Here is a 20,960-nt window from a genome sequence, read left to right as displayed (position 1 = left end):
AAAATTTTTGCACAATAAAGCATGAAATCAGGCAAAGTATTTATCTTTTCCGCACCATCAGGATCAGGTAAAACCACCGTTGTGAGACATCTATTAAGTGTATTTCCAGAATTGACCTTTTCAATTTCTGCAACAACACGCGCTCCTAGAGGGCAAGAGAAAAACGCTGAAGACTATTACTTCATCTCGTTAGACGAGTTTAAAAAGCGTATAAATGAAGATGCGTTTGTAGAATACGAAGAAGTCTATGAAGGACTTTTCTACGGAACTTTAAAAAGTGAAGTAGAAAGAATATGGAGTGAAGGGAAACATGTTGTTTTGGACGTTGACGTTCAAGGCGGTATTAACCTTAAAAAGTATTTCCAAGAAAAAGCGTTGTCAATTTTTGTATGTCCTCCAAATGTAGAATGTTTAGAGGAAAGACTTCGCGCAAGAGCAACAGATTCAGAAGAAGCGATCAAAGAAAGAGTAGCAAAAGCAGCAGAAGAAATGCCTTTTGGTGATCAATTCGATGTTCGTTTAATCAATGAAGATTTGATGACAGCTTTTGAAAACGCTGAAAAGTTAGTAACGAATAAGCTGTCAGAATAAGCAGTAAATTCGAGTGATATAAAAAAGAGTGAAGATTGATACACCAATCTTCACTCTTTTTTATTACAGAAAATCCGTCATTAAATTTTCTCTTTTGTAAAACTTGAGGCTTTTTCATTCTTACGAATACGTTGACCTAATACTTTCATAATTCCGACCATTAAACTTCTTCGATAACCCATTAAGGCAAGGAAGTCATCTTGTTCGATTCTTAATAGCACAGAATCTTTTGTAGTAATAGCTGATAACGTACGAGGAGATGAATCCAAGATACTTAAATCGCCGAAAAAGTCTCTATTGATCAAATTGGCATAAGTAGAGTTTCCGTCATGAAGCCTTACTTCGCCTTCATAAATGATATACATCTCTCTACTTTCCTCTCCTTTTCTAAAAATAGTAGTATCTCTTGAAACTCGAATTTCATGAGTGATACTAGCAATATCAACCAAAACATGTTCGGGTACTTCTCTAAACAGGTTAGTTGATTTCAATAGAATTACTTTTTCTAATTCTAATAGAGGTTTAGTTCCTTCACTTAATATGCCCATAATTAATTCTTTTTTCTCTGGAGAAACCATTTCATCCAAGGTCTTCTCAATATTTAGATCTTGGTATTTATGAATTCTTTTTAAACTGATAGCAGCAGGTTCAATTAACCTCAGCTCATCTCTATTTAGTATTTGACCGATAAACTTAAATAAACTTGGGGAAACGGAGTCCCTAACACTAATAAGTGCAGTGATTTTGGTCCAAGTATTAAACAAAGGTCGATTATATGAGAACGGTCTAATAATACCTAAAGTGATACTCAATGGATCAACAAGGTTCGAAGAGTAGTAATCACCTAACTTCTGCATTTTTATTTCTAAGCTATAATAGCCTAAAACAATCATTAATTTTTGATAGATAGATGCAGGTAGTGATTTCCATAAATACTTTTCGGTTTCTGCACTGATCATCATATTTTCAATATTGTTCAGGTCAGAATAGCTTTCTTGTTCACCTCCTCCTTGATATAATTTAGCTTCATTACCTGCAATCAAAAATTCTTGAATGATAGTAATTTGTTGCTCTATCAATTTCAATTCATCTTCAAGTGCTTTGATTAATAACTGTCGGATGGGTTTTTCATGGTTGAGTACATAAATAGCATTACATACCCAATAATAATTAGAGAAGAACCTTTCCAATAGTTTATGTAATAAATCAAAATCACTTTTTGATTCAGGGCAGTACTTTAATCTCTTTAATGCATTGTAAGCCGCCATTCTCATTAAAGGCCATGGATATTCTACCAATTGCCATAGAATTTCGTAAGTCTTTGCACAAGGAATTTTACCCATCACTTTACATAATGTGATCAAGTATGTTTCCTCTCTTCTTTTATTGACAAACAGTTCATTCTCGATAATATCAAGACAATCTTCTCCGTAATTAATCAATGCTCTTAGAATAGCATCATTAAATTTATTGTCTTTTAAAAGTGAGATTAAAATGGGTAAATGCATAGGGCTTTTCACTATGCAAGTTATATTGATTGCACCCTTTACTTTCTTAGAAGATTCACCCATTAAAGCATTTAGAATATAATCCTCACTTTCTTTTGGCGATACCTTAGCCAAAACTTCTAATGCCATCAATGAATGGTCGATATTCTCTGAGTTGATAGTATTCTTAATAAAATTAAGAGCAATATCCCTCATTTCAGCATCAGTAGATGACAATAGACTATAAAGTGCTCCTTTTCTTATTTCTGCATCATCGTGGTCGATTAAATCGATGACTTCTTTAATAAAACTTGGAGTTAGTTTACAAGTGATCATGATAGCTTTCTTCCTTACTAAAGGATCTTCCTCATGTTCAGCAAGACGTTGAATGCTTTCCTGAATCTTTTTTGTCATGATATCCTCACTAAATTCAATAGAGAAATATCGAATGGCAGGATCTGGGTGACGAAGCATATGTAAAACAATTGCTTCATTCTTTTTGGGATTAATTACCGTATTGGCCTCTAATGCATAAATGATATCTTCGGGCATCTTAGACATCAATTTAGAGTTCAATAAACGGTTTACTTCTTTATCATGTGTCGCAATCTCGTAGCTTTCCATATCTCTTAATAGGAAAGCTCTACGGATAATCACTCGATAATCTCTTGAAACTAGTTTGGCTAAAATCCACCAGAAGACAAGTATGGCCATAAGTAACCAAACAATAAATGATCCTTCCTCTGTAGGGCGATCAGCATCCAAAACCCAAAGAAAAAGGCCGGCTAGAAATAATCCTCCAGAACCAAAAAATCCTCTTAAGATTCCAAAGGTAAATCCTCTATGTTTTCTCTGAATAGGTCGAAGTAGAGATGGAACTACTGTTGCGAACACAATATTTCGGCTAAAAATAAAAGTGATAGCAATTAAAGTAAGTAGTATTGGAATTTCGGCAGGGTGTAGTTTTAATACGAGATAAGTAATAAAAGTAATTACTAGGAGAATTAATGGTGGAGTAAGTAATAGTTTCTTAATACCGATATCCTGTAATTTTCTCGTAGAAAAATAAGGTTGTATGATCGATGTTAGTGCATAGGCAATAACTAATAACAAGCCTAAAACACTTAATCCTTTAGAAGGACTGTAAACAGAAATACGGAGATCTATCATAAAGAAGAACTCAACAATTCCCCATACACAAGCTATACAAAGGGACAATAATCCCATTTTAAAGATATAGGGATTGGATATGCCGAAGAACCAAAAGCTTTCAGGTGTAAATTTTCTTGAAGGTCTTGTGATCTCTTTATGATAATCATTCAGCTGATCTGAGGTATATGTTGATGTAAGTAGTCTCCATAAGCTCCAACCACTAATGATAGATAGTATAATTCCACCAAAAGCGATAGTAGAAATTCCTACTAAATTGTAGGCGATAAGAACAACGATAAAGCCAACTAGCTTTGAGAAGATTTTTATGGATTTAGCTTTTTCGAAGTAGTTATTATCGTCTGAATTCACAAAGGTATTTTCAGAGACGGTCCAGTAAGTACAATCTTCTAAAAACAGAATTCCTTTGAGCGACATAATGAGTAATATAATACTCCAATAATCTTGTTCTCCTAAGCTTAAACTCCAAACATTTATACTTAATAGTATTTTAATAACGGCATAAACAGCATTGAGATGCTCTACTCTTAAACGTCGTTCTAAGTAAGCAAATATCCTTGCGACTGCCATAATTCCAGCTCCCGAGAACATAAAAATAAAGGGTAGCGTATCTACAGCTCTTTCTTTAAATAAGAAGTAGTAGGCAATAGAAAAAACAATAGAAATGGAGGTTCCTTCTGTAACAAAAAAGGAAATCAACCATGCAGGGTTGTTTTTACTAAGTATTTGGAAAAGCTTGATAAAGATACTCTTCTTAGGAAGGTAATAGTAAATCTTTGAAGCAATTATGTTCATCTGCTGATATGTACGAACTGTTTAGGTATATGCTTTTAATATTATTTTAAATTAAGAAAAAAAGCCGAGGTAATTAATATAATCACCTCGGCTTTTTTGAATAGAATTTTTGAGATTCAACTATTTATTCATTGAGATTAAGAAATCTTCATTTGAACGTGTTCCTCTCATATTACTTTGTAAGAATTCCATAGCTTCTGTCGACTTCATGTCAGACATCATTCTACGCATAATCCATACTCTTTGTAAAGTATCTTTATCCATAAGAAGATCTTCTCTACGAGTACCTGACATAGGAATATCAATAGCAGGGTAGATACGCTTGTTTGCAAGTTTTCTATCCAATTGTAATTCCATGTTACCAGTACCTTTAAATTCTTCGAAGATTACTTCATCCATTTTTGAACCAGTATCAATTAGTGCTGTTGAAATGATTGTCAAAGAGCCACCATTTTCAACGTTACGAGCTGCACCAAAGAACCTTTTTGGTTTATGAAGAGCATTGGCATCAACACCACCAGAAAGGATTTTACCAGATGAAGGAGCAACGGTATTGTATGCTCTTGCTAAACGAGTGATAGAGTCCAATAAGATGACAACATCATGAGAACACTCCACCATACGTTTGGCTTTCTCTAGTACTAACGATGATACTTTAACGTGTTTGTCCGCTGTTTCATCGAAAGTTGAAGCAATAACTTCTGCATTTACACTACGCTGCATATCTGTTACTTCTTCTGGACGTTCGTCAATTAGAAGAATAATCAAATAACACTCAGGGTGATTTTGTGCAATAGCATTAGCTACTTCTTTTAGTAAAACAGTTTTACCTGTTTTAGGTTGTGCTACGATCATACCACGTTGACCTTTACCAATAGGGGCAAAAAGATCAAGGACACGAGTAGAATATATTTGTGGTTTTGTAGATAAGTGTAATTGATCTTGTGGGAACAATGGAGTAAGATACTCAAATGGAATACGGTCACGAATTTCATCTGTAGTCTTACCGTTTACAGTATCTACTTTTAGTAATGCAAAATATTTTTCACCTTCTTTTGGAGGTCTGATATTACCTTGTACGGTATCACCAGTTTTTAATCCAAATAATTTAATTTGTGAAGGAGAAACGTAAATATCATCAGGACCAGCCAAGTAATTGTAATCTGCAGATCTTAAGAAACCATATCCATCTGACATAATTTCTAGAACACCTTCACTACCAATTACACCGTCAAAATCCTTTACAGATACTTTTTGAACAGGTTTTGGAGGTTCACTAGCTTTTTGTTGAGAAGCTGTTTCTTTCTCTTGTTCTAAAGTAGGAAGTCCTTCATCATTGTTATCGTCCAAGAACATATCGAAATCTGGTAAATCGTCGAAAGCATCGATTCCTAAATCGATTTCTTCCATCGACATGATATCGTCATGTGTTACCTGTACAGATTGTTGCTGTTGAGGGTTATTTCCTTTCTTTTTTCTTTTATTTCCGCCTTTTCCTTGTTGTTGCTGATTAGCAGGAGCGGCTTTTTTAACGTTTTCTCTTTTAACTCTGGATTGCTGATTAGGTTGTTTGCGTCGAGTTAATCTTTTGTCTTTAGACGGGCTAGATTCTGTCGTAGTCTTAGATTCGTCAGCGGCAGGGGTAACAGAATTAGAAGGAGCAGCCTCGGTTGCAGGAGCTGAAGCAGGAGAAGGCGTTTTTGGGGAATCGCTCTCTTTTTTAGTGGCATTCACATGCTTCTCTATCCTTTCAATGAGCTCTTTCTTACGGAGGTTACTGAAATTTTTCATGCCAAGACCCTCTGCTATATCTTTTAATTCAGATAGCAGTCTAGCCTCTAGTAGCTTTCTTGTATACATATAAATAAATGATGACAGTTTTATTCACACTGTCGGTATAATGAAATACTTTTTTGAAGAACTTATATTAAAATAAGGTGTGAGGTAGGGATTAATCATTTCCCTAATTATGGTCGATACCGGAAGGAATTGTGGTATGTTCGACCTCTATATTACAAATCTAAGGTATTGTATTAAATTTCACAATACAAATCCAGGATTAATTTTCTAGTAATTCTTTAATTATTTCACCGAAATATGCCCCATATTCAGGTCCTACCCAATTCATCTCTCGAATTTCATAACTATTTAAAGAATCGTAATAAGCATCGCATGTGATATAACCTGCATAGTTACCATTAAAGCTTGTAACCATAAATTCTTTATTTTGTTGGTGTGCAACTCGGTCAAACTGATAATCCAAAGCAATTTCACCTGAAAAATCAGAAGGACAGGCAAACCAGTCGATATTCCCTATACGCATTAAAGTGATATCTCCTTGTAAACCTCCATCTGAAGCAGATTTAAATACCCAGTCTCTTACTTTTAAATTACTTTCAATTCTAATTTGTGACGGTCTGAAATCAATAGGTATTTTATGTATATCTACATTCACAACGGCATTAGTCTGTGTTTTATCCCAGATGTGAAGGATTGAATCCGATAAAACACTACCCATATCTTTGATTCTTTCGAAACTATCTTCAATATGTTTTGGATCTCCAGGACCATGACTTGCCACCATACCGGCACAGAATGCTGCAAAATCGATAGTTTTAGATGCTTCCAAATGATTAATCCATTCGCCCGGATAATCTCTTGATAAGATCCAGTAATTCATATTAATATGTGTGGGATGTGCATTATAGGTAACGATAGCAGCATTTTTACCATCTACCCTATTAATTTTAATACCACGGATAGAGTTTTCTTTTCTACCATTATATACAATTCTATTAGTCACCCATTCAGGAGATTGTGTTTTTAAGAATCCAACACTTCCTTTCTTCTTTGAAGCCTTGGCATTTAGAATTGCTTGATAAGCAGATGCAACAATTTTACTTGTTCCTTCTTCGGAAAAAATACCCATTGCTACATTACCTAATAACGAAGGGTCGAAACCGCCCATGCCATTATGAGTATGTGTTGCAGAAAACAAAACATCTTCTTCTGTAATACCTATATTAAGTAATTTCTTTCCTAATCTTTTTCGAACTTCAGTAGGGAAAATCATTAAGTCTAACGATAACACATACGTTTGCCTAATGCCATCATCAAAAGCAAATGCCCTTGCGTATAAAGAATCTCTTACAGCTCTGTACTGTGTTCTAAAGCCATACCCCGCAACAGGTAACGGTACTCCTTTTGGAATAATACATTCTTTGGCCCATCCAATTTGTAAAGTGTCGTCAGTAGAGACTTGCTGTTCTAGCTCTTTGATGGTTTCAGCTACATTCAGAAAAGTTTTTTTGTATTCTTCTGTTGATTTTAATGGTGTACGGTCTATGGTACCGATCAACGAAAAAGCCAAAATTAGAATAACTGAAACGGAGATTATTGCTTTTTTCAAAAACTTAAGTGATTTAAAATAAGATATTTGTAATTCCTTAATAAGTTGTTCGGCAATTTACTCAAAAACAACCAATAACCGGAAGAAGCAATCACAATAAAAATAAGTATCAATAAATATTATTTCAAAGATTTACTTATTGAAAAAAATAGGATTATATTTGATTTCATTAACATATCAGATTTATAAAAACTCATTTTTAATCATGAAAAACCTCTTTCTTAAAGCAGTTGCATTTATCGCCGCTTTAACTATGCTGCAAGGATGTTACCCAGGTGGAGCAGAATATACTAGTGATCTAGATATTGCTATTTCACAGTATTCTTCAGTAGAAGCATTGAACAGCTATAAAACGTATTATTTAGTTACTGATTCTATGTCAATCATTGGTGTTGGTACTGATAATACATTGAGCGAAGCAGAACAACAAGATGTAATTAGTTACACAAATGAGATGCTTCAGCAAAAATTAGGGTTAACTCCTTTGGTCAATCCAACTGCAGATAATAACCCAGATTTATTTATTCAATTATCACAAATTGCAGTGCAGCAATCAGGTGTTATCTGGCAACCTCCATATTGGCCAGGTTACCCGGGTTACCCAGGTTGGGGATGGCCAGGTTATCCTGGATACCCAGGTTATCCAGGATATGGTGGAGGATACTCTTACTATTCTTATAGTAATGGTACAATCCTAATCGATTTTGTTGATGTTGCTAAAACGCAAAGTGAAAATGCAGATACTCCAGAAGATGGAGATTACTTGCTTTATCTTGGTTGGCAAGGTGGTTTGAACAGTGTTTTGTCAAGAGCAAACAGTGTTGATCTAATTAAAGAAGGCATTGATACTTTATTTGATCAGTATAACTTGGCCAAAGACGGTTCTGATGAATAATTAACACACCACACACAATTTAAAAATCGAGAAACTTATCATGAAAAAATATATTCTTTCTTTAGTGTTTGCTGCTTTAGCATTTGCAGCATCAGCACAAGATTCAAACTTCATTATTACATATCAAATGTCTTTACCTGTAGGTGAGACCAACGATTATATTAGTGCATTTAGTGGAAGAGGTGTAGGAATGGAATGGAGACAACATTTGGCTTCTGCCCCACTTTCTTTTGGCCTATCGTTAGATTGGAATGTCTTATATCAGAAAACAGATGATACTTACACAAATCCAGGTGAAGGGATTGTAGCGAATGGTAGACAATATAGATACATGAACATTGTACCTATCTTGGCACATGCTAATTATTACTTCAATAAGGATGGTATCATCAATCCATATTTAGGAGTTGGTGTGGGTACTTATTATATCAACCAAAGAACAGAGTTTGGACAATGGGCTATCGTTGAGAAAAACTGGCATTTTGGTGTAGCTCCAGAGCTTGGTATTTTAGCTGATGTAAACCCATCAGTAGATATGATTTTCAGTGTACGTTACAATATGGCTTTCAAAGCTGGTAATTCTACTGACCACTCTTATTTAGGTTTCAATATTGGTTTTGTATACTAGAACCTAGTATCATAAAAATATTTATATAATCCTGATACGTTAAAGTATCGGGATTTATTTTCAATTCAAGATAGATCAAATTTTAAAACAACTAAACTGATGAAAAAATTATTTGTTTCATTATTCCTTTTATTAGGTTTAGCAGCAGCCTCTAATGCTCAAAATATTGATACAGAAACAATAAAAACTGTTATTAAAACAGAGAAAAGAATATTCTTCACAGAAAACATGCAATTATCATTAGATGAAGCAGGCAAATTCTGGGAATTATATGACGAGTATGAATTAGCTAAAGGCGAAATCGGTAGAGAAAAAACAAAGCTTTTTGAGCAAATGATTGAAGAAACTGATGGTATCACTGACGAAGAAGCACAACAAATGGTGTTAACTTTATTAGACCTTCAGCAAAGATCTCTCAAAGTTGAAAAGAAATACATGAAAATTATGATGAAGGAATTATCACCAAAGACGGTAGCAAGATTCTTTCAGTTAAATGAACTAGTAAATAGTTTCTTAAAGACTCAAATTTTGAGCGAAATGCCTATCATTCAAAAATAGGTTATTGATATCAATTGATAAGACTAAAAAAACTCTGTATTTTTCAATAAAGTACAGAGTTTTTTTATCTCTAAATTTTAGGAAACGAAAAAATGAAATTTTCAAAAGAAGCGATCCTCAGAGAATTAAAATCATGGGGGGGGCTAGCGATCATATTTGGTGGATTATACATTACAGGACTACATACAGAAGCATCTGCATTATTACAGAGAGTTATTTTAGCAACTGGTTTAAGGAATGCAGATACAGACGGACATGTATCTGGAAAAGCAGACTATTCTTGGAAAATGTTAGAGTGGAATACACAAAAGCAGATTCAATTATCAGATTTTAAAGGGAAAACAGTGTTTATTAATGTATGGGCTTCTTGGTGTCCTCCCTGTATTGCAGAAATGCCTAGCATCCAATCTTTATATGACCAATTAAAAAATAATGAAGATGTAGTATTCATTATGTTGAATATCGATGAAGACAAAGAGAAGGCAAATAAATTCCTAAAAAGAAAGAATTATACTTTTCCGATATACGAAAGAAACTCCCCTACACCAGAAATTTTTCAGAGTAGATCAATTCCGGTAACTTTTGTGATAAATAAGCAAGGAGAAATAATTTATAGCCACAAAGGAATCGCAAACTATGACTCACAAAGTTTTGTGAATATGCTTACATCAGACTGACTTTTATTAAGTTATTTAGAGTTATTGATAAAAGTAATATGCGTAAAGGTATGACTTTAGCAACTTTTGTCTATATTTGCAAGTTGCATGTAATAAATATTTTTTTCATTGGAGAAAAATACACTTTTTACAAGCAACAAAAATACATTTGGCGTACCTGTTTTATAGGATTATATATGGCTTTTATAATCTTAATATTAAGACAGAGTTAGTTTTGAAACTTAAAAAAGAAAACCACCTTGGCAACATTCAAGAACGGTAGAAAGAATTTTGCAAAAGCAAAAAGGGTGTTAGAATACCCGGATTTTCTAGATGTACAGTTTAAGTCTTTCCACAACTTCTTCCAGATTGATACTCCACCAGAGTTGAGAGAAGATGAAGGTCTTTACAAAGTATTCATGGAGAACTTCCCAATTACGGATTCTCGTGAAAACTTCTTATTAGAGTTTATTGACTACACAATTGATCCTCCGAAATATACGGTTGACGAGTGTGTGGAAAGAGGTTTGACTTTTAGTGTACCTTTAAAAGCAAAATTAAAGCTTTCATGTAGCGATGAGGATAACGAAGACTTCGAGACAATCGAACAAGACGTATTCTTAGGTAATATCCCTTACATGACAAGACGTGGATCGTTTGTAGTAAACGGTGCAGAACGTGTTATCGTTTCTCAGCTACATAGATCTCCAGGTGTTTTCTTTGCACAGTCAAAACACACAAACGGTACGAAACTTTACTCTGCAAGAGTAATTCCTTTCAAAGGATCATGGATCGAATTTGCTACTGACGTTAATAACGTAATGTATGCTTATATCGACCGTAAGAAAAAGTTCCCTGTAACGATGCTTCTTCGTTCTATCGGATACGGTTCAGATAAAGATATCTTAGACTTATTCGAATTATCGGAAGAAATTCCAGTAACTAAGGAAAACTTAGCTTCATTAGAAAACAGAACGTTAGCTGCTCGTGTTCTTAAGACATGGACAGAGGACTTCGTAGATGAAGATACAGGTGAAGTAGTTTCTATTGATCGTAATGATGTAATCTTAGAGCGTGATCATATCATCTCTGACGAAGATCTTGAATTGATCGAAGATGCTGGCGTAAGCTCAGTAATCGTTCATAGAAAAGATATTAACATCAACGATTTCCGTATCATTTTCGATACATTAGGAAAAGATAATTCAAACTCAGAGAAGGAAGCGGTACACCAAATTTACCGTCAACTTCGTAATACTGAGGCTCCAGATGATCAGACTGCTCGTGATATCATCCAAAACTTGTTCTTCTCTGACAAACGTTATGACTTAGGTGAAGTTGGTCGTTACAAACTAAACCGTAAGTTAAAGTCAGAAACAAGCATGGATATCCGTGTGCTGACAAAAGAAGATATTGTCAAAATCATCAAACACTTGATCCACTTGATCAACTCAAAAGCTGTTGTTGATGATATTGACCACTTGTCAAACCGTCGTATCCGTACGGTGGGTGAGCAACTTTACTCTCAATTCGGAGTAGGTTTAGCTCGTATGGCTCGTACAATTAAAGAACGTATGAACGTTCGTGATAACGAAGACTTTAAGCCAGTTGACTTGGTTAATGCTCGTACGTTATCATCAGTGATTAACTCGTTCTTCGGTACTAACCAGCTATCTCAGTTCATGGACCAAACTAACCCTCTTGCAGAGGTAACGCATAAGCGTCGTATCTCAGCATTAGGTCCAGGTGGTTTATCAAGAGAGCGTGCAGGTTTCGAGGTTCGTGACGTTCACTACACTCACTATGGTCGTCTTTGTACTATTGAGACACCAGAAGGTCCAAACATTGGTTTGATTTCGTCATTAACTGTATATGCGAAAGTAAACAATATGGGCTTCATCGAAACTCCTTACCGTAAGGTAACTAACGGTGTTGTAGATATTGAGGATACTAACGTTACTTATATCTCAGCTGAAGAGGAAGATGAGAAATTCATCGCTCAAGCAAAAACAGATCTTGATGAGAACAACCGTTTCGCAGAAGAATTTGTAAAAGTGCGTTACGAGGGTGACTTCCCATTGAAGACTCCTGAGGAAATCGATTACATGGACGTTGCTCCTAACCAAATTGTATCGATTGCCGCTTCATTAATTCCTTTCTTAGAGCATGATGACGCCAACCGTGCCTTGATGGGATCCAACATGCAGCGTCAAGCAGTGCCATTATTGAAAGCGGAAGCTCCAATTGTAGGTACTGGTTTGGAAAGAAACGTAGCGATTGACTCAAGAACAGTTGTTTTAGCAGAAAAAGATGGTGTTGTTGATTCAGTAGATGCTAATAGCATCAACATGCGTTACGATCATACTGAAGATCAAAAGTTAGCTTCATTTGAAGCAGACGTAAAATCTCATAACCTAATCAAGTTCCGTAGAACTAACCAAGATACTTGTATGAACATGCGTCCAATCGTTAAGAAGGGACAACGTGTTGTTAAAGGTGAAGTATTATCAGAAGGTTATTCTACTGAAAATGGTGAGTTAGCTATCGGTAAAAACTTACTAGTAGCCTTCATGCCTTGGCAAGGTTATAACTTTGAGGATGCTATCGTAATTTCTGAGCGTGTTGTACGTAACGATGTTTATACATCATTGCACATCGTAGAGCATGAATTAGAAGTTAGAGACACTAAACGTGGTGAAGAAGAATTAACTTCTGAAATTCCAAACGTTGGTGAGGATGCAGTGAAGAACTTGGATGAAAACGGTATCATCCGTGTGGGTTCTCGCGTTCGTCCTGGTGATATCCTAATTGGTAAGATTACACCAAAAGGTGAGTCTGATCCAACTCCAGAAGAAAAATTATTACGTGCTATCTTTGGTGACAAAGCAGGTGATGTTAAAGATGCTTCATTAAAAGCTTCTCCATCATTGATTGGTACTGTAATCGATACTCGTTTATTCGCTCGTCCTAAAAAAGACAAAGAATTACGAGCTAAGGCTAAGAAAGAAGTTGAGTTATTGAAGAAACAATACTCTCGCGACTTAAAAGGCTTAGAAAATAAAATGATGGTCAAATTAGTAGAATTACTTGATGGCTTAACTAGCCAAGGTGTATTCCATAAATTTGGTCAAGAGATAATGAGCAAAGGAGTTACTTTCTCTGAAGCTAATATCGCAGAAAACATCTTCCCTGGTGAAAACCCATTCAGAGATGATTCAAGTTATGCAGTATCTGAGGAGGCTAACCTTTTAGGTGACCTTATCTTAGATAACTGGACTGATGATACTCGTGTAAATGAATTGGTTAGATCTACGGTGAAAAACTATGTAAATGCTCGTAACGAAGTAACAGGTTTCTTCAAGCGTGATAGATTTACATTAGAAGTAGGTGATGAATTACCAACTGGTATTGTAAAACTTGCTAAAGTTTACATCGCTAAGCGTCGTAAATTGAAAGTAGGTGATAAAATGGCCGGTCGACATGGTAACAAGGGTGTTGTAGCTAAGATCGTTCCTGAAGAGGATATGCCATTCTTAGAAGACGGTACTCCAATGGATATCTGTCTTAACCCACTAGGTGTACCTTCACGTATGAACATTGGTCAGATCTATGAAACTGTTCTAGGTTGGGCTGGTTTAAAAATGGGTAGAAAGTATGCAACTCCAATTTTTGATGGAGCTTCTGAAGAAGAAGTAGTAGCAGAATTGAAAGAAGCTGGGTTACCTGACTTTGGTCGTGCTCAATTATATGATGGTTTAACAGGTGAGCCATTCCACCAAAGAGTATCTGTTGGTGTGATGTACATGCTGAAACTTGGTCACTTAGTTGATGACAAAATGCACGCTCGTTCTATCGGACCTTACTCATTAATTACTCAACAGCCATTGGGTGGTAAGGCACAGTTTGGTGGTCAGCGTTTCGGTGAGATGGAAGTTTGGGCATTAGAGGCATTCGGTGCAGCTAATGTACTTCGCGAAATCTTAACTGTTAAGTCTGATGACGTTCAAGGACGTGCTAAAGCATATGAGGCAATTGTTAAAGGTGACAATATGCCGAATCCAAATGTTCCAGAATCATTCAACGTATTAGTTCACGAACTTCGTGGTCTTGCATTAGAAATTACGTTGCAATAATTCAGGTCTGAACAAGACTAAAAAGCCAAAATGTATATATGAAAAACCTGTGGAGTTCTCTTCACAGGTTTTTTCATAATCATTAATGACTAAATCCAATTAATCAGTTCGGAAAAAAGAGTTCATTTATTAAATTGCGAAGCGTTTTTCTTACACATGATATTTTGTCAAACATATGATCGCAATAAAGGAATTCATTTCTTTGTAGTGAGATTATCAATCATAAATACTTATTTCTAAATATGAACTTAAAAGACATTGCTGCAATTGCAGGTAAGCCAGGGTTATACAAAGTATTAAAACCGTCTCGTACAGGTGTTATTGTTGAATCTTTAGAGGCAAAGCCAAAGAAGACAATTGTAAACGCAAGCCAAAGAATCTCAATCTTAAAAGAGATTTCTATGTATGTTACAGGTCAAGCTGAGGAGTCAGTGCCATTAGAAGAAGTATTTACTTCTGTAAAAGAAAAATTTGGTTCGACTAAGTTAGATGTTGATACAAAAAGTGAAGAAGCTTTAGAAGACTTCATCTTCCAAGTATTACCAAACTGGGATTCTGATCGTATCTATACTTCAGATATTAAAAAATTAGTGACTTGGTTTAGCAAGTTAGCTGAGTTCTACCCTGAAGCTTTAGAAGATAATAAAGAAGAAGCAGAAGAATCTGCTGAATAATTACTAAGTACTTGATAACAAGTATATAGCAATTAAAAATTTAAAAGGAGATGCAATAGTTTTTTAGGCTATTGCATCTCCTTTTTTATATAAAAATGTTTTTTGAAATTCTGAAAGCTAATTTTTATATACTCAGAGTCAAAATAAGTATAACCAACTTAAAATCATACCGTTGTTATCTATGAGTTCAACAATAAAAATATGATTTTATCAATACTTTTAGTTGCAGTAGGCTTTACTGCATTAATCTTTGGGGCAAATTGGCTAGTAGATGGGGCATCATCACTAGCAAAAAAGCATAATATATCTGATTTAGCGATCGGATTAACTGTTGTGGCTTTTGGCACTTCAATGCCTGAATTATTAGTGAATGTCATTTCAGTTGTAAATGGACATTCTGATATCCTTTTGGGTAATATTGTAGGTAGTAATAACTTCAATATCTTTTTTATTCTAGGTGTTGCAGGTATTATTATGCCAATCGCTGTAAAATCAAGTACCGCTTGGAAAGAGATACCTATTTCTTTATTCCTTACTGTATTGCTATTATTACAGGTCAATGATTACTTTATCAATACAGATTCAACAACTCACTTTTTATCAAGGTTAGATGGTGCCTTACTGTTTATCCTCTTTGTATTATTCCTCTATTACATCTTTACTAGCATGAAAGAGGAAGGTGAAATATCACAAGAACAAGAGGTAAAAGTAGCTAAAAATGTAGTGCTTAAAATTGTTGGAGGTTTAATACTACTGATTGCAGGAGGGCAATTTGTCGTAAATAATAGTATTGAAATAGCTCAACAATTGGGCGTAAGTGAAAAAATTATAGGTCTGACTATCGTTGCTATAGGTACATCATTACCAGAATTGACAACATCAGTAATTGCAGCATTAAAGAAAAATAGTGATATAGCTATCGGTAATGTTATTGGTTCGAATATCTTTAATATCCTATTTATACTTTCAGTGAGTAGTATGATCCAGCCTGTAGAATATAATACAAAGTTTAATCTTGACCTTTATGTATTAATTGGAGGTACACTTTTACTTTTTGGGATGATGTTTACTGGAAAGAAAATAAAGGTTGTTGATCGATGGGAAGCAATAATATTATTATTAATATATATCGTTTATACTGGATATCTTGTGATGCTTGAATCCTAAAAAAAAGACCATATTCTATTATAGAAGAATATGGTCTTTTTTTAGCTTATATATCGCTTATTTCTTTTTTCTGGATGTGAAATAATCTTCTATTTCAGCTAGTGACATAGCATTTAGAGTCATTTCTTTTGTGAGCCCAGCTTTTCTTCCTACGAGTAAGCCATAATGCATATCTGCATATCCTTCTACCGCATGAGCATCTGGGTTTAATGAAAGTTTTACACCTTGATCTAATGCATATTTTGCCCATCTCCAATCTAGGTCTAAGCGCCAAGGGCTTGAATTAATTTCTATTACAACACCATGTTTAGCACATGCATCGATTACTGCTTTATGATCGATAGGGTATCCTTCTCTTCTAAGTAGTAAACGCCCTGTAGGGTGTCCTAAAATAGTTGTAGTAGGATGTTCAATAGCTTTGATTAAACGAGCAGTAGCCACTTCTTTAGTCATCGTAAGAGGAGAATGTATTGAAGCCACTATAAAATCAAATGATGCTAAAACATCTTCGTCATAGTCTAAACTACCATCATTTAAGATATCAGACTCTATCCCTTTAAATATTTTGAATGGAGCTAGCTCTTTGTTTAGTTCATCAATTTCTTTGTGTTGCTGTTCAATCCTTTCAACAGACAAACCGTTTGCATAAAATGCTGTTTTTGAGTGATCCGAAATACCAAGATATTCATATCCTTGATCTTTCAGATAAGTAGCCATTTCTCTCAAAGTATTTTGACCATCTGAATAATCGGAGTGATTATGAAGACTACCTTTTAAATCTTGATCTTCAACTAATGTCGGAATACCTTTTGTAGCAAAACTACCTACATACTCCTCTCCTTCTCTTAATTCAGGTGGAAAGAATGGTAGACCTGCTTTTTGATAAATATCCTCTTCAGAAGTTATTTCCTCTTTATTTAATACTTCTCTAATACTTGGATGATCTGCTCCTTTTAATGATAGGTGTTCAGGAGTACAACTCTTTTGGAAGGCTAGTTTAGTAAATTCTTTCTCAGAGGCGACAAAAATAACGACTTCACTTTTTGTATCAATTAGATATCCTCTAACCGTTAATGGTGAAGAAGCCTTTGGATCTATTTCAATTGCTGAATACTCATCAATAATGCCTTTTACTGCAGCAGTACTTTCGCATAGAACAGTGAAGCTTAATGTATCAATCACTTCTCTGTTTAAGGATAATTCTCCAGACATGACAGTTTTAATACCTCTGTCATCCATAAACTTTAAGAAATCTTTAGCATAAACTTCTGCTTTTGCATAGTGCAGACGCTTTTTATTTTCTTTTAAAAACAGTACTTGTTGAAGAATCTTAGCTTCAGTTTTTGCTGCAAAACCTTTTAAAGTTTGAACTTTATTTTCCTCACAAGCGGTTTGAAGTTTATCTAACGAATCAATATCAAGTTCTTTCCATAAAGCTGCTATTTTTTTAGGACCAACACCACTTAATCCCATCATATCAATAACACCTGCAGGAGTTTTTTCTTCTAATTCTTCTAAATCTGCTAGTGTACCGGTTTGAAACCATGTCGTTAGTTTTTCAGACATAGTTTTGGAAAGCCCTTTTTCCATTAATCCATCATTATCAAGGTCGATTAGTGGAGTTCCGGCATTTTCCATACTTTGAATCGCTGAAGAATATGCTCTCGTTTTAAATTGATTTGCTCCGTGAAGTTCCATCAAGGAAGTCAATAAACGGAACGTTTTAATTATATCTTTATTTGTCATGATTTGTCGATGTGTCTGAATCCTAAAGTTAGAAGATTAGGATTTCTTTCTTACTAATTTTTCAAAGAAAGATGGAAAGAATCTTTTGATTAAAACTGCAGCTTTTTCTCTTGGTCTTCCGATGACTGCTTCACTTTTTCCAACAGATGTAAAGTGAAGTATATCTTTACTGGCTTGCTCTGTAGAAATCCCTCCTTTTCCATCATCTAAATGCCCTTGTTGAGAACCATCACCCAATAATGCATTTTTGGCTAAATCGGTTTTTACGTATCCAGGTAGAATTGAAGTAATCTGTATTTTTTGATTGCCCAGCTCTGCTCTTAAAGAATCAAAGAACCCTAATAAAGCATGTTTTGATGATGCATAGGCAGACCTATCAGGAATACCAAATTTTCCTTGAACACTATTTATGACTACTATAATAGGATCATTTGCTTTTAGTAAGTGTGGTAATATTGATTTAGTAATATGAACGGCTCCCCAAAAATTCACCTTCATAATTTGTTCGAAAGTGGATGTTGCTGTTTCAAGGAAACTTGATCGTTGGCTAATGCCTCCAACAAAAAAAACAATATCTATTTGAGAATATATGGCTTCAGCTTGTTTTACTTTACTTGCAAGTGCTTCTTCTTGATCACTTAAGTCTAGAGGTAAAACGCTGGAATCTACTTTTAAAGACCGTGATAAAGTAGTTAGTTTTTGTTCATTTCTTCCTGAAAGAATAAGCTTAGTATTCATCAAACTCAAATCAGAAGCAAGTTGATAACCAATTCCAGAGGATGCTCCAATAACCCAGCAAACCTTATTTTCGAACCGTGTTTTTTTCATAATGCATCGAAATTACGAACTATTGACAAAACTTTAGTAAAGAACGGGCTGTATTCGGCTTACTATCATTCATTAAGTTATTAACAACCCGTCCAATATTGTATATTTGCGCTACTATAAATAGGGTGAAACAATTAAACATCAGTAGATAAAATGTCAATCCATAAATCAGATATCAAAAAAGTTACGACACATCAGTTAGCAGCGATGAAATCTAGAGGTGAAAAAATCTCTATGCTTACAGCTTATGATTATTCAATGGCTAAAATTTTAGATAGCGCTGGTATTGATGTTTTATTAGTTGGTGATTCGGCATCTAACGTAATGGCAGGTAATGAAACTACTTTACCTATTACATTAGATCATATGATTTACCATGCTACTTCTGTTGTTAGAGCAGTAGATAGAGCTTTAGTTGTTGTGGATATTCCATTTGGTAGCTACCAAGGAAGCTCTTCAGAGGCATTACGTTCAGCTATTCGCATTATGAAAGAAACTGGCGGACATGCTGTAAAAGTTGAAGGTGGAGCTGAGATTAAAGAATCTGTTCAAAAGATTTTATCTGCAGGTGTACCGGTAATGGGACATTTAGGGTTAACACCTCAATCTATTTATAAATTCGGTACATATACTGTTAGAGCAAAAGAAGAAGAAGAAGCTCAAAAGCTTATTGACGATGCTAAGCTTTTAGAAGAACTTGGCTGTTTTGCTCTTGTCTTAGAAAAAATACCTTCTGCTTTGGCTGAGAGAGTTGCTAAGGAGCTTACTATACCTGTAATCGGTATTGGTGCAGGTGCAGGTGTGGACGGACAAGTACTTGTTGTACATGATATGTTAGGAATCACTCAAGATTTTAAACCTCGTTTCTTAAGAAGATATGCAAATATCGGAGGAATGATGAAAGAAGCTGTTCAAGGGTATATCTCTGATGTAAAATCACAAGATTTCCCTAATGAGAAAGAGTGTTACTAATGCTTTTCAATTAATAAATAGTATTTGGTTCTGATGACTGTTTATTAATTATAATTGTGAATAATTGGAACTTTATATTGATCACTTACGTGATGTAAGCGAGGAAAAAAGAATATTATGAATTTAGATCAGTCACAGATCATCTATGAAGACAATCACTTAGTGGTTGTAAATAAGGCACCCGGTATTTTGGTACAAGGTGATAGTACTGGAGACGAAACCCTTACGGATATCGTTAAAGAGTACATCAAAGAAAAATACAATAAGCCAGGAGCAGTATTTTTAGCTCCAGTACATAGATTAGACCGTCCTGTAAGTGGTGTAGTTGTTTTTGCTAGAACTTCTAAAGCTGCTGAAAGAATGGCTAAGATCTTTCAAGGTCATAAGATTACGAAAACCTATTTAGCATTGGTTGAAAAACGCCCTCAACAAGAAGAGGATACTTTAATTAACTGGCTAAAGAAGGACGAAAAGAAAAATAGAACACACGTTTATTTATCAGATAGACGAGGTGGGAAATATTGTGAAACGTATTATAAAACATTAGGTCGTGTAGGTGAAAATTACTGCTTACATGTTGAACCTAAAACTGGACGTTCACATCAAATCCGTGCACAATTAGGTAATATTGGATCTCCAATTAAAGGAGACATGAAATATGGTGCAAAACGTAGAGTGATGAATGGTAAGTTAATTTTCCTTCATGCAAAAGAGCTTGCGTTTGAACACCCTGTGAAGAAAGAACCTATGCGTTTTACGGCTCGTGTTCCTGAACACGATGTATGGAAGAACTTCGCCAAGATGTAATTCAGTTACATCACCAATTCAAGTTATATTGATAGAATCCCTGGTCTCTTTTGAGATTGGGGATTTTTTTTGATTGTGAATAACTTTTGTTGATAAAACTATCTTCTAACAAAGATTTAAATTCTATATCAACATTATTTTACTCACAGTGATATCTAGTTAAAAATCATAGAATTAGGTAGTTATCAACATGATTTTTCTAAGATTGAATAACCTTTTTTGCGCATACACTTATCAACAAAAATGTGAATAAGTAATTAAATCACTGAAATTAACCATAGAAACAAAGAAAATTATTCACAATGGTACTGTTCACAGTATATAAATTGTGTGGATAACTATTGTACATTACTCATAGTAATAATTTTATTCACATTCGTTGCTAAATGATTGAAATTAAGTACATAACGATAATTATCTGTTGATAAATAAAAAGATCTCAAC

General features: G+C 34.7%; 15 protein-coding genes. 10 read left to right on the top strand and 5 right to left on the bottom strand.

Annotated features, from left to right (window positions below; genetic code table 11):
- The first annotated feature begins 21 nt into the window (after positions 1–21).
- Positions 22–591 (top strand): guanylate kinase, encoded by a 570-nt coding sequence (gene gmk, locus QL232_RS24520; protein ID WP_168883538.1) that lies wholly within the window; start codon positions 22–24, stop codon positions 589–591.
- An 80-nt stretch (positions 592–671) separates the two neighbouring features.
- Here gmk and QL232_RS24515 read toward each other — a convergent pair whose 3' ends face one another.
- The 3 genes from QL232_RS24515 to QL232_RS24505 all read right to left on the bottom strand — a co-directional run bounded on the left by QL232_RS24515 (position 672) and on the right by QL232_RS24505 (position 7,452).
- A complete protein-coding gene (locus QL232_RS24515) occupies positions 672–4,043 on the bottom strand; it encodes a cyclic nucleotide-binding domain-containing protein (protein WP_281616152.1) in 3,372 nt (1,123 codons plus the stop codon).
- 120 nt (positions 4,044–4,163) lie between these two features.
- Positions 4,164–5,903, bottom strand: coding sequence for a transcription termination factor Rho (gene rho, locus QL232_RS24510; protein ID WP_281616151.1), 1,740 nt, complete (start codon positions 5,901–5,903; stop codon positions 4,164–4,166).
- A gap of 199 nt (positions 5,904–6,102) precedes the next feature.
- Positions 6,103–7,452: a neutral/alkaline non-lysosomal ceramidase N-terminal domain-containing protein gene (locus QL232_RS24505; protein ID WP_281616150.1), complete on the bottom strand. Its 1,350-nt coding sequence runs from the start codon at positions 7,450–7,452 to the stop codon at positions 6,103–6,105.
- A 205-nt stretch (positions 7,453–7,657) separates the two neighbouring features.
- On the opposite strand from QL232_RS24505, the gene QL232_RS24500 reads away from it, so the two are divergent.
- From QL232_RS24500 to QL232_RS24470, 7 genes are all read left to right on the top strand, one after another.
- A complete protein-coding gene (locus tag QL232_RS24500; protein WP_168883542.1) occupies positions 7,658–8,347 on the top strand; it encodes a DUF4136 domain-containing protein in 690 nt (229 codons plus the stop codon).
- A gap of 40 nt (positions 8,348–8,387) precedes the next feature.
- Entirely contained in the window at positions 8,388–8,975 is a 588-nt protein-coding gene (locus QL232_RS24495; protein WP_168883543.1) for an outer membrane beta-barrel protein, read from the top strand.
- Positions 8,976–9,074: 99 nt separating this feature from the next.
- Positions 9,075–9,533: a hypothetical protein gene (locus tag QL232_RS24490; protein WP_281616149.1), complete on the top strand. Its 459-nt coding sequence runs from the start codon at positions 9,075–9,077 to the stop codon at positions 9,531–9,533.
- A gap of 92 nt (positions 9,534–9,625) precedes the next feature.
- Positions 9,626–10,210, top strand: a complete 585-nt coding sequence (locus QL232_RS24485; protein WP_281616148.1) for a TlpA disulfide reductase family protein — start codon at positions 9,626–9,628, stop codon at positions 10,208–10,210.
- 239 nt (positions 10,211–10,449) lie between these two features.
- The gene (gene rpoB / locus QL232_RS24480) at positions 10,450–14,322 is read left to right on the top strand and encodes a DNA-directed RNA polymerase subunit beta (protein WP_281616147.1); all 3,873 of its coding nucleotides are present in this window, start codon (positions 10,450–10,452) and stop codon (positions 14,320–14,322) included.
- A gap of 242 nt (positions 14,323–14,564) precedes the next feature.
- On the top strand, positions 14,565–14,996 hold the full coding sequence (locus tag QL232_RS24475; protein ID WP_168883546.1) for a DUF5606 domain-containing protein: 432 nt from the start codon (positions 14,565–14,567) through the stop codon (positions 14,994–14,996).
- A gap of 201 nt (positions 14,997–15,197) precedes the next feature.
- Positions 15,198–16,163: a calcium/sodium antiporter gene (locus QL232_RS24470; protein ID WP_281616146.1), complete on the top strand. Its 966-nt coding sequence runs from the start codon at positions 15,198–15,200 to the stop codon at positions 16,161–16,163.
- 57 nt (positions 16,164–16,220) lie between these two features.
- Here QL232_RS24470 and QL232_RS24465 read toward each other — a convergent pair whose 3' ends face one another.
- Positions 16,221–17,909 (bottom strand): DNA polymerase/3'-5' exonuclease PolX, encoded by a 1,689-nt coding sequence (locus tag QL232_RS24465; protein ID WP_281616145.1) that lies wholly within the window; start codon positions 17,907–17,909, stop codon positions 16,221–16,223.
- A gap of 36 nt (positions 17,910–17,945) precedes the next feature.
- A complete protein-coding gene (locus QL232_RS24460; protein ID WP_281616144.1) occupies positions 17,946–18,737 on the bottom strand; it encodes an SDR family NAD(P)-dependent oxidoreductase in 792 nt (263 codons plus the stop codon).
- 153 nt (positions 18,738–18,890) lie between these two features.
- Here QL232_RS24460 and panB point away from each other — a divergent pair, with 153 nt between their 5' ends.
- Together panB and QL232_RS24450 are read left to right on the top strand one after the other, a co-directional pair.
- Entirely contained in the window at positions 18,891–19,709 is an 819-nt protein-coding gene (panB, locus tag QL232_RS24455; RefSeq protein ID WP_168883550.1) for a 3-methyl-2-oxobutanoate hydroxymethyltransferase, read from the top strand.
- 117 nt (positions 19,710–19,826) lie between these two features.
- A complete protein-coding gene (locus QL232_RS24450) occupies positions 19,827–20,516 on the top strand; it encodes an RluA family pseudouridine synthase (RefSeq protein WP_281616143.1) in 690 nt (229 codons plus the stop codon).
- The last annotated feature ends 444 nt before the right edge of the window (positions 20,517–20,960 follow it).

The organism is Flammeovirga sp. SubArs3 (assembly GCF_947387565.1).
Classification (GTDB): domain Bacteria; phylum Bacteroidota; class Bacteroidia; order Cytophagales; family Flammeovirgaceae; genus Flammeovirga; species Flammeovirga agarivorans.
Note: the sequence above shows the minus strand (reverse complement) of the source record. Positions and strands in the feature narration are given on the sequence as shown.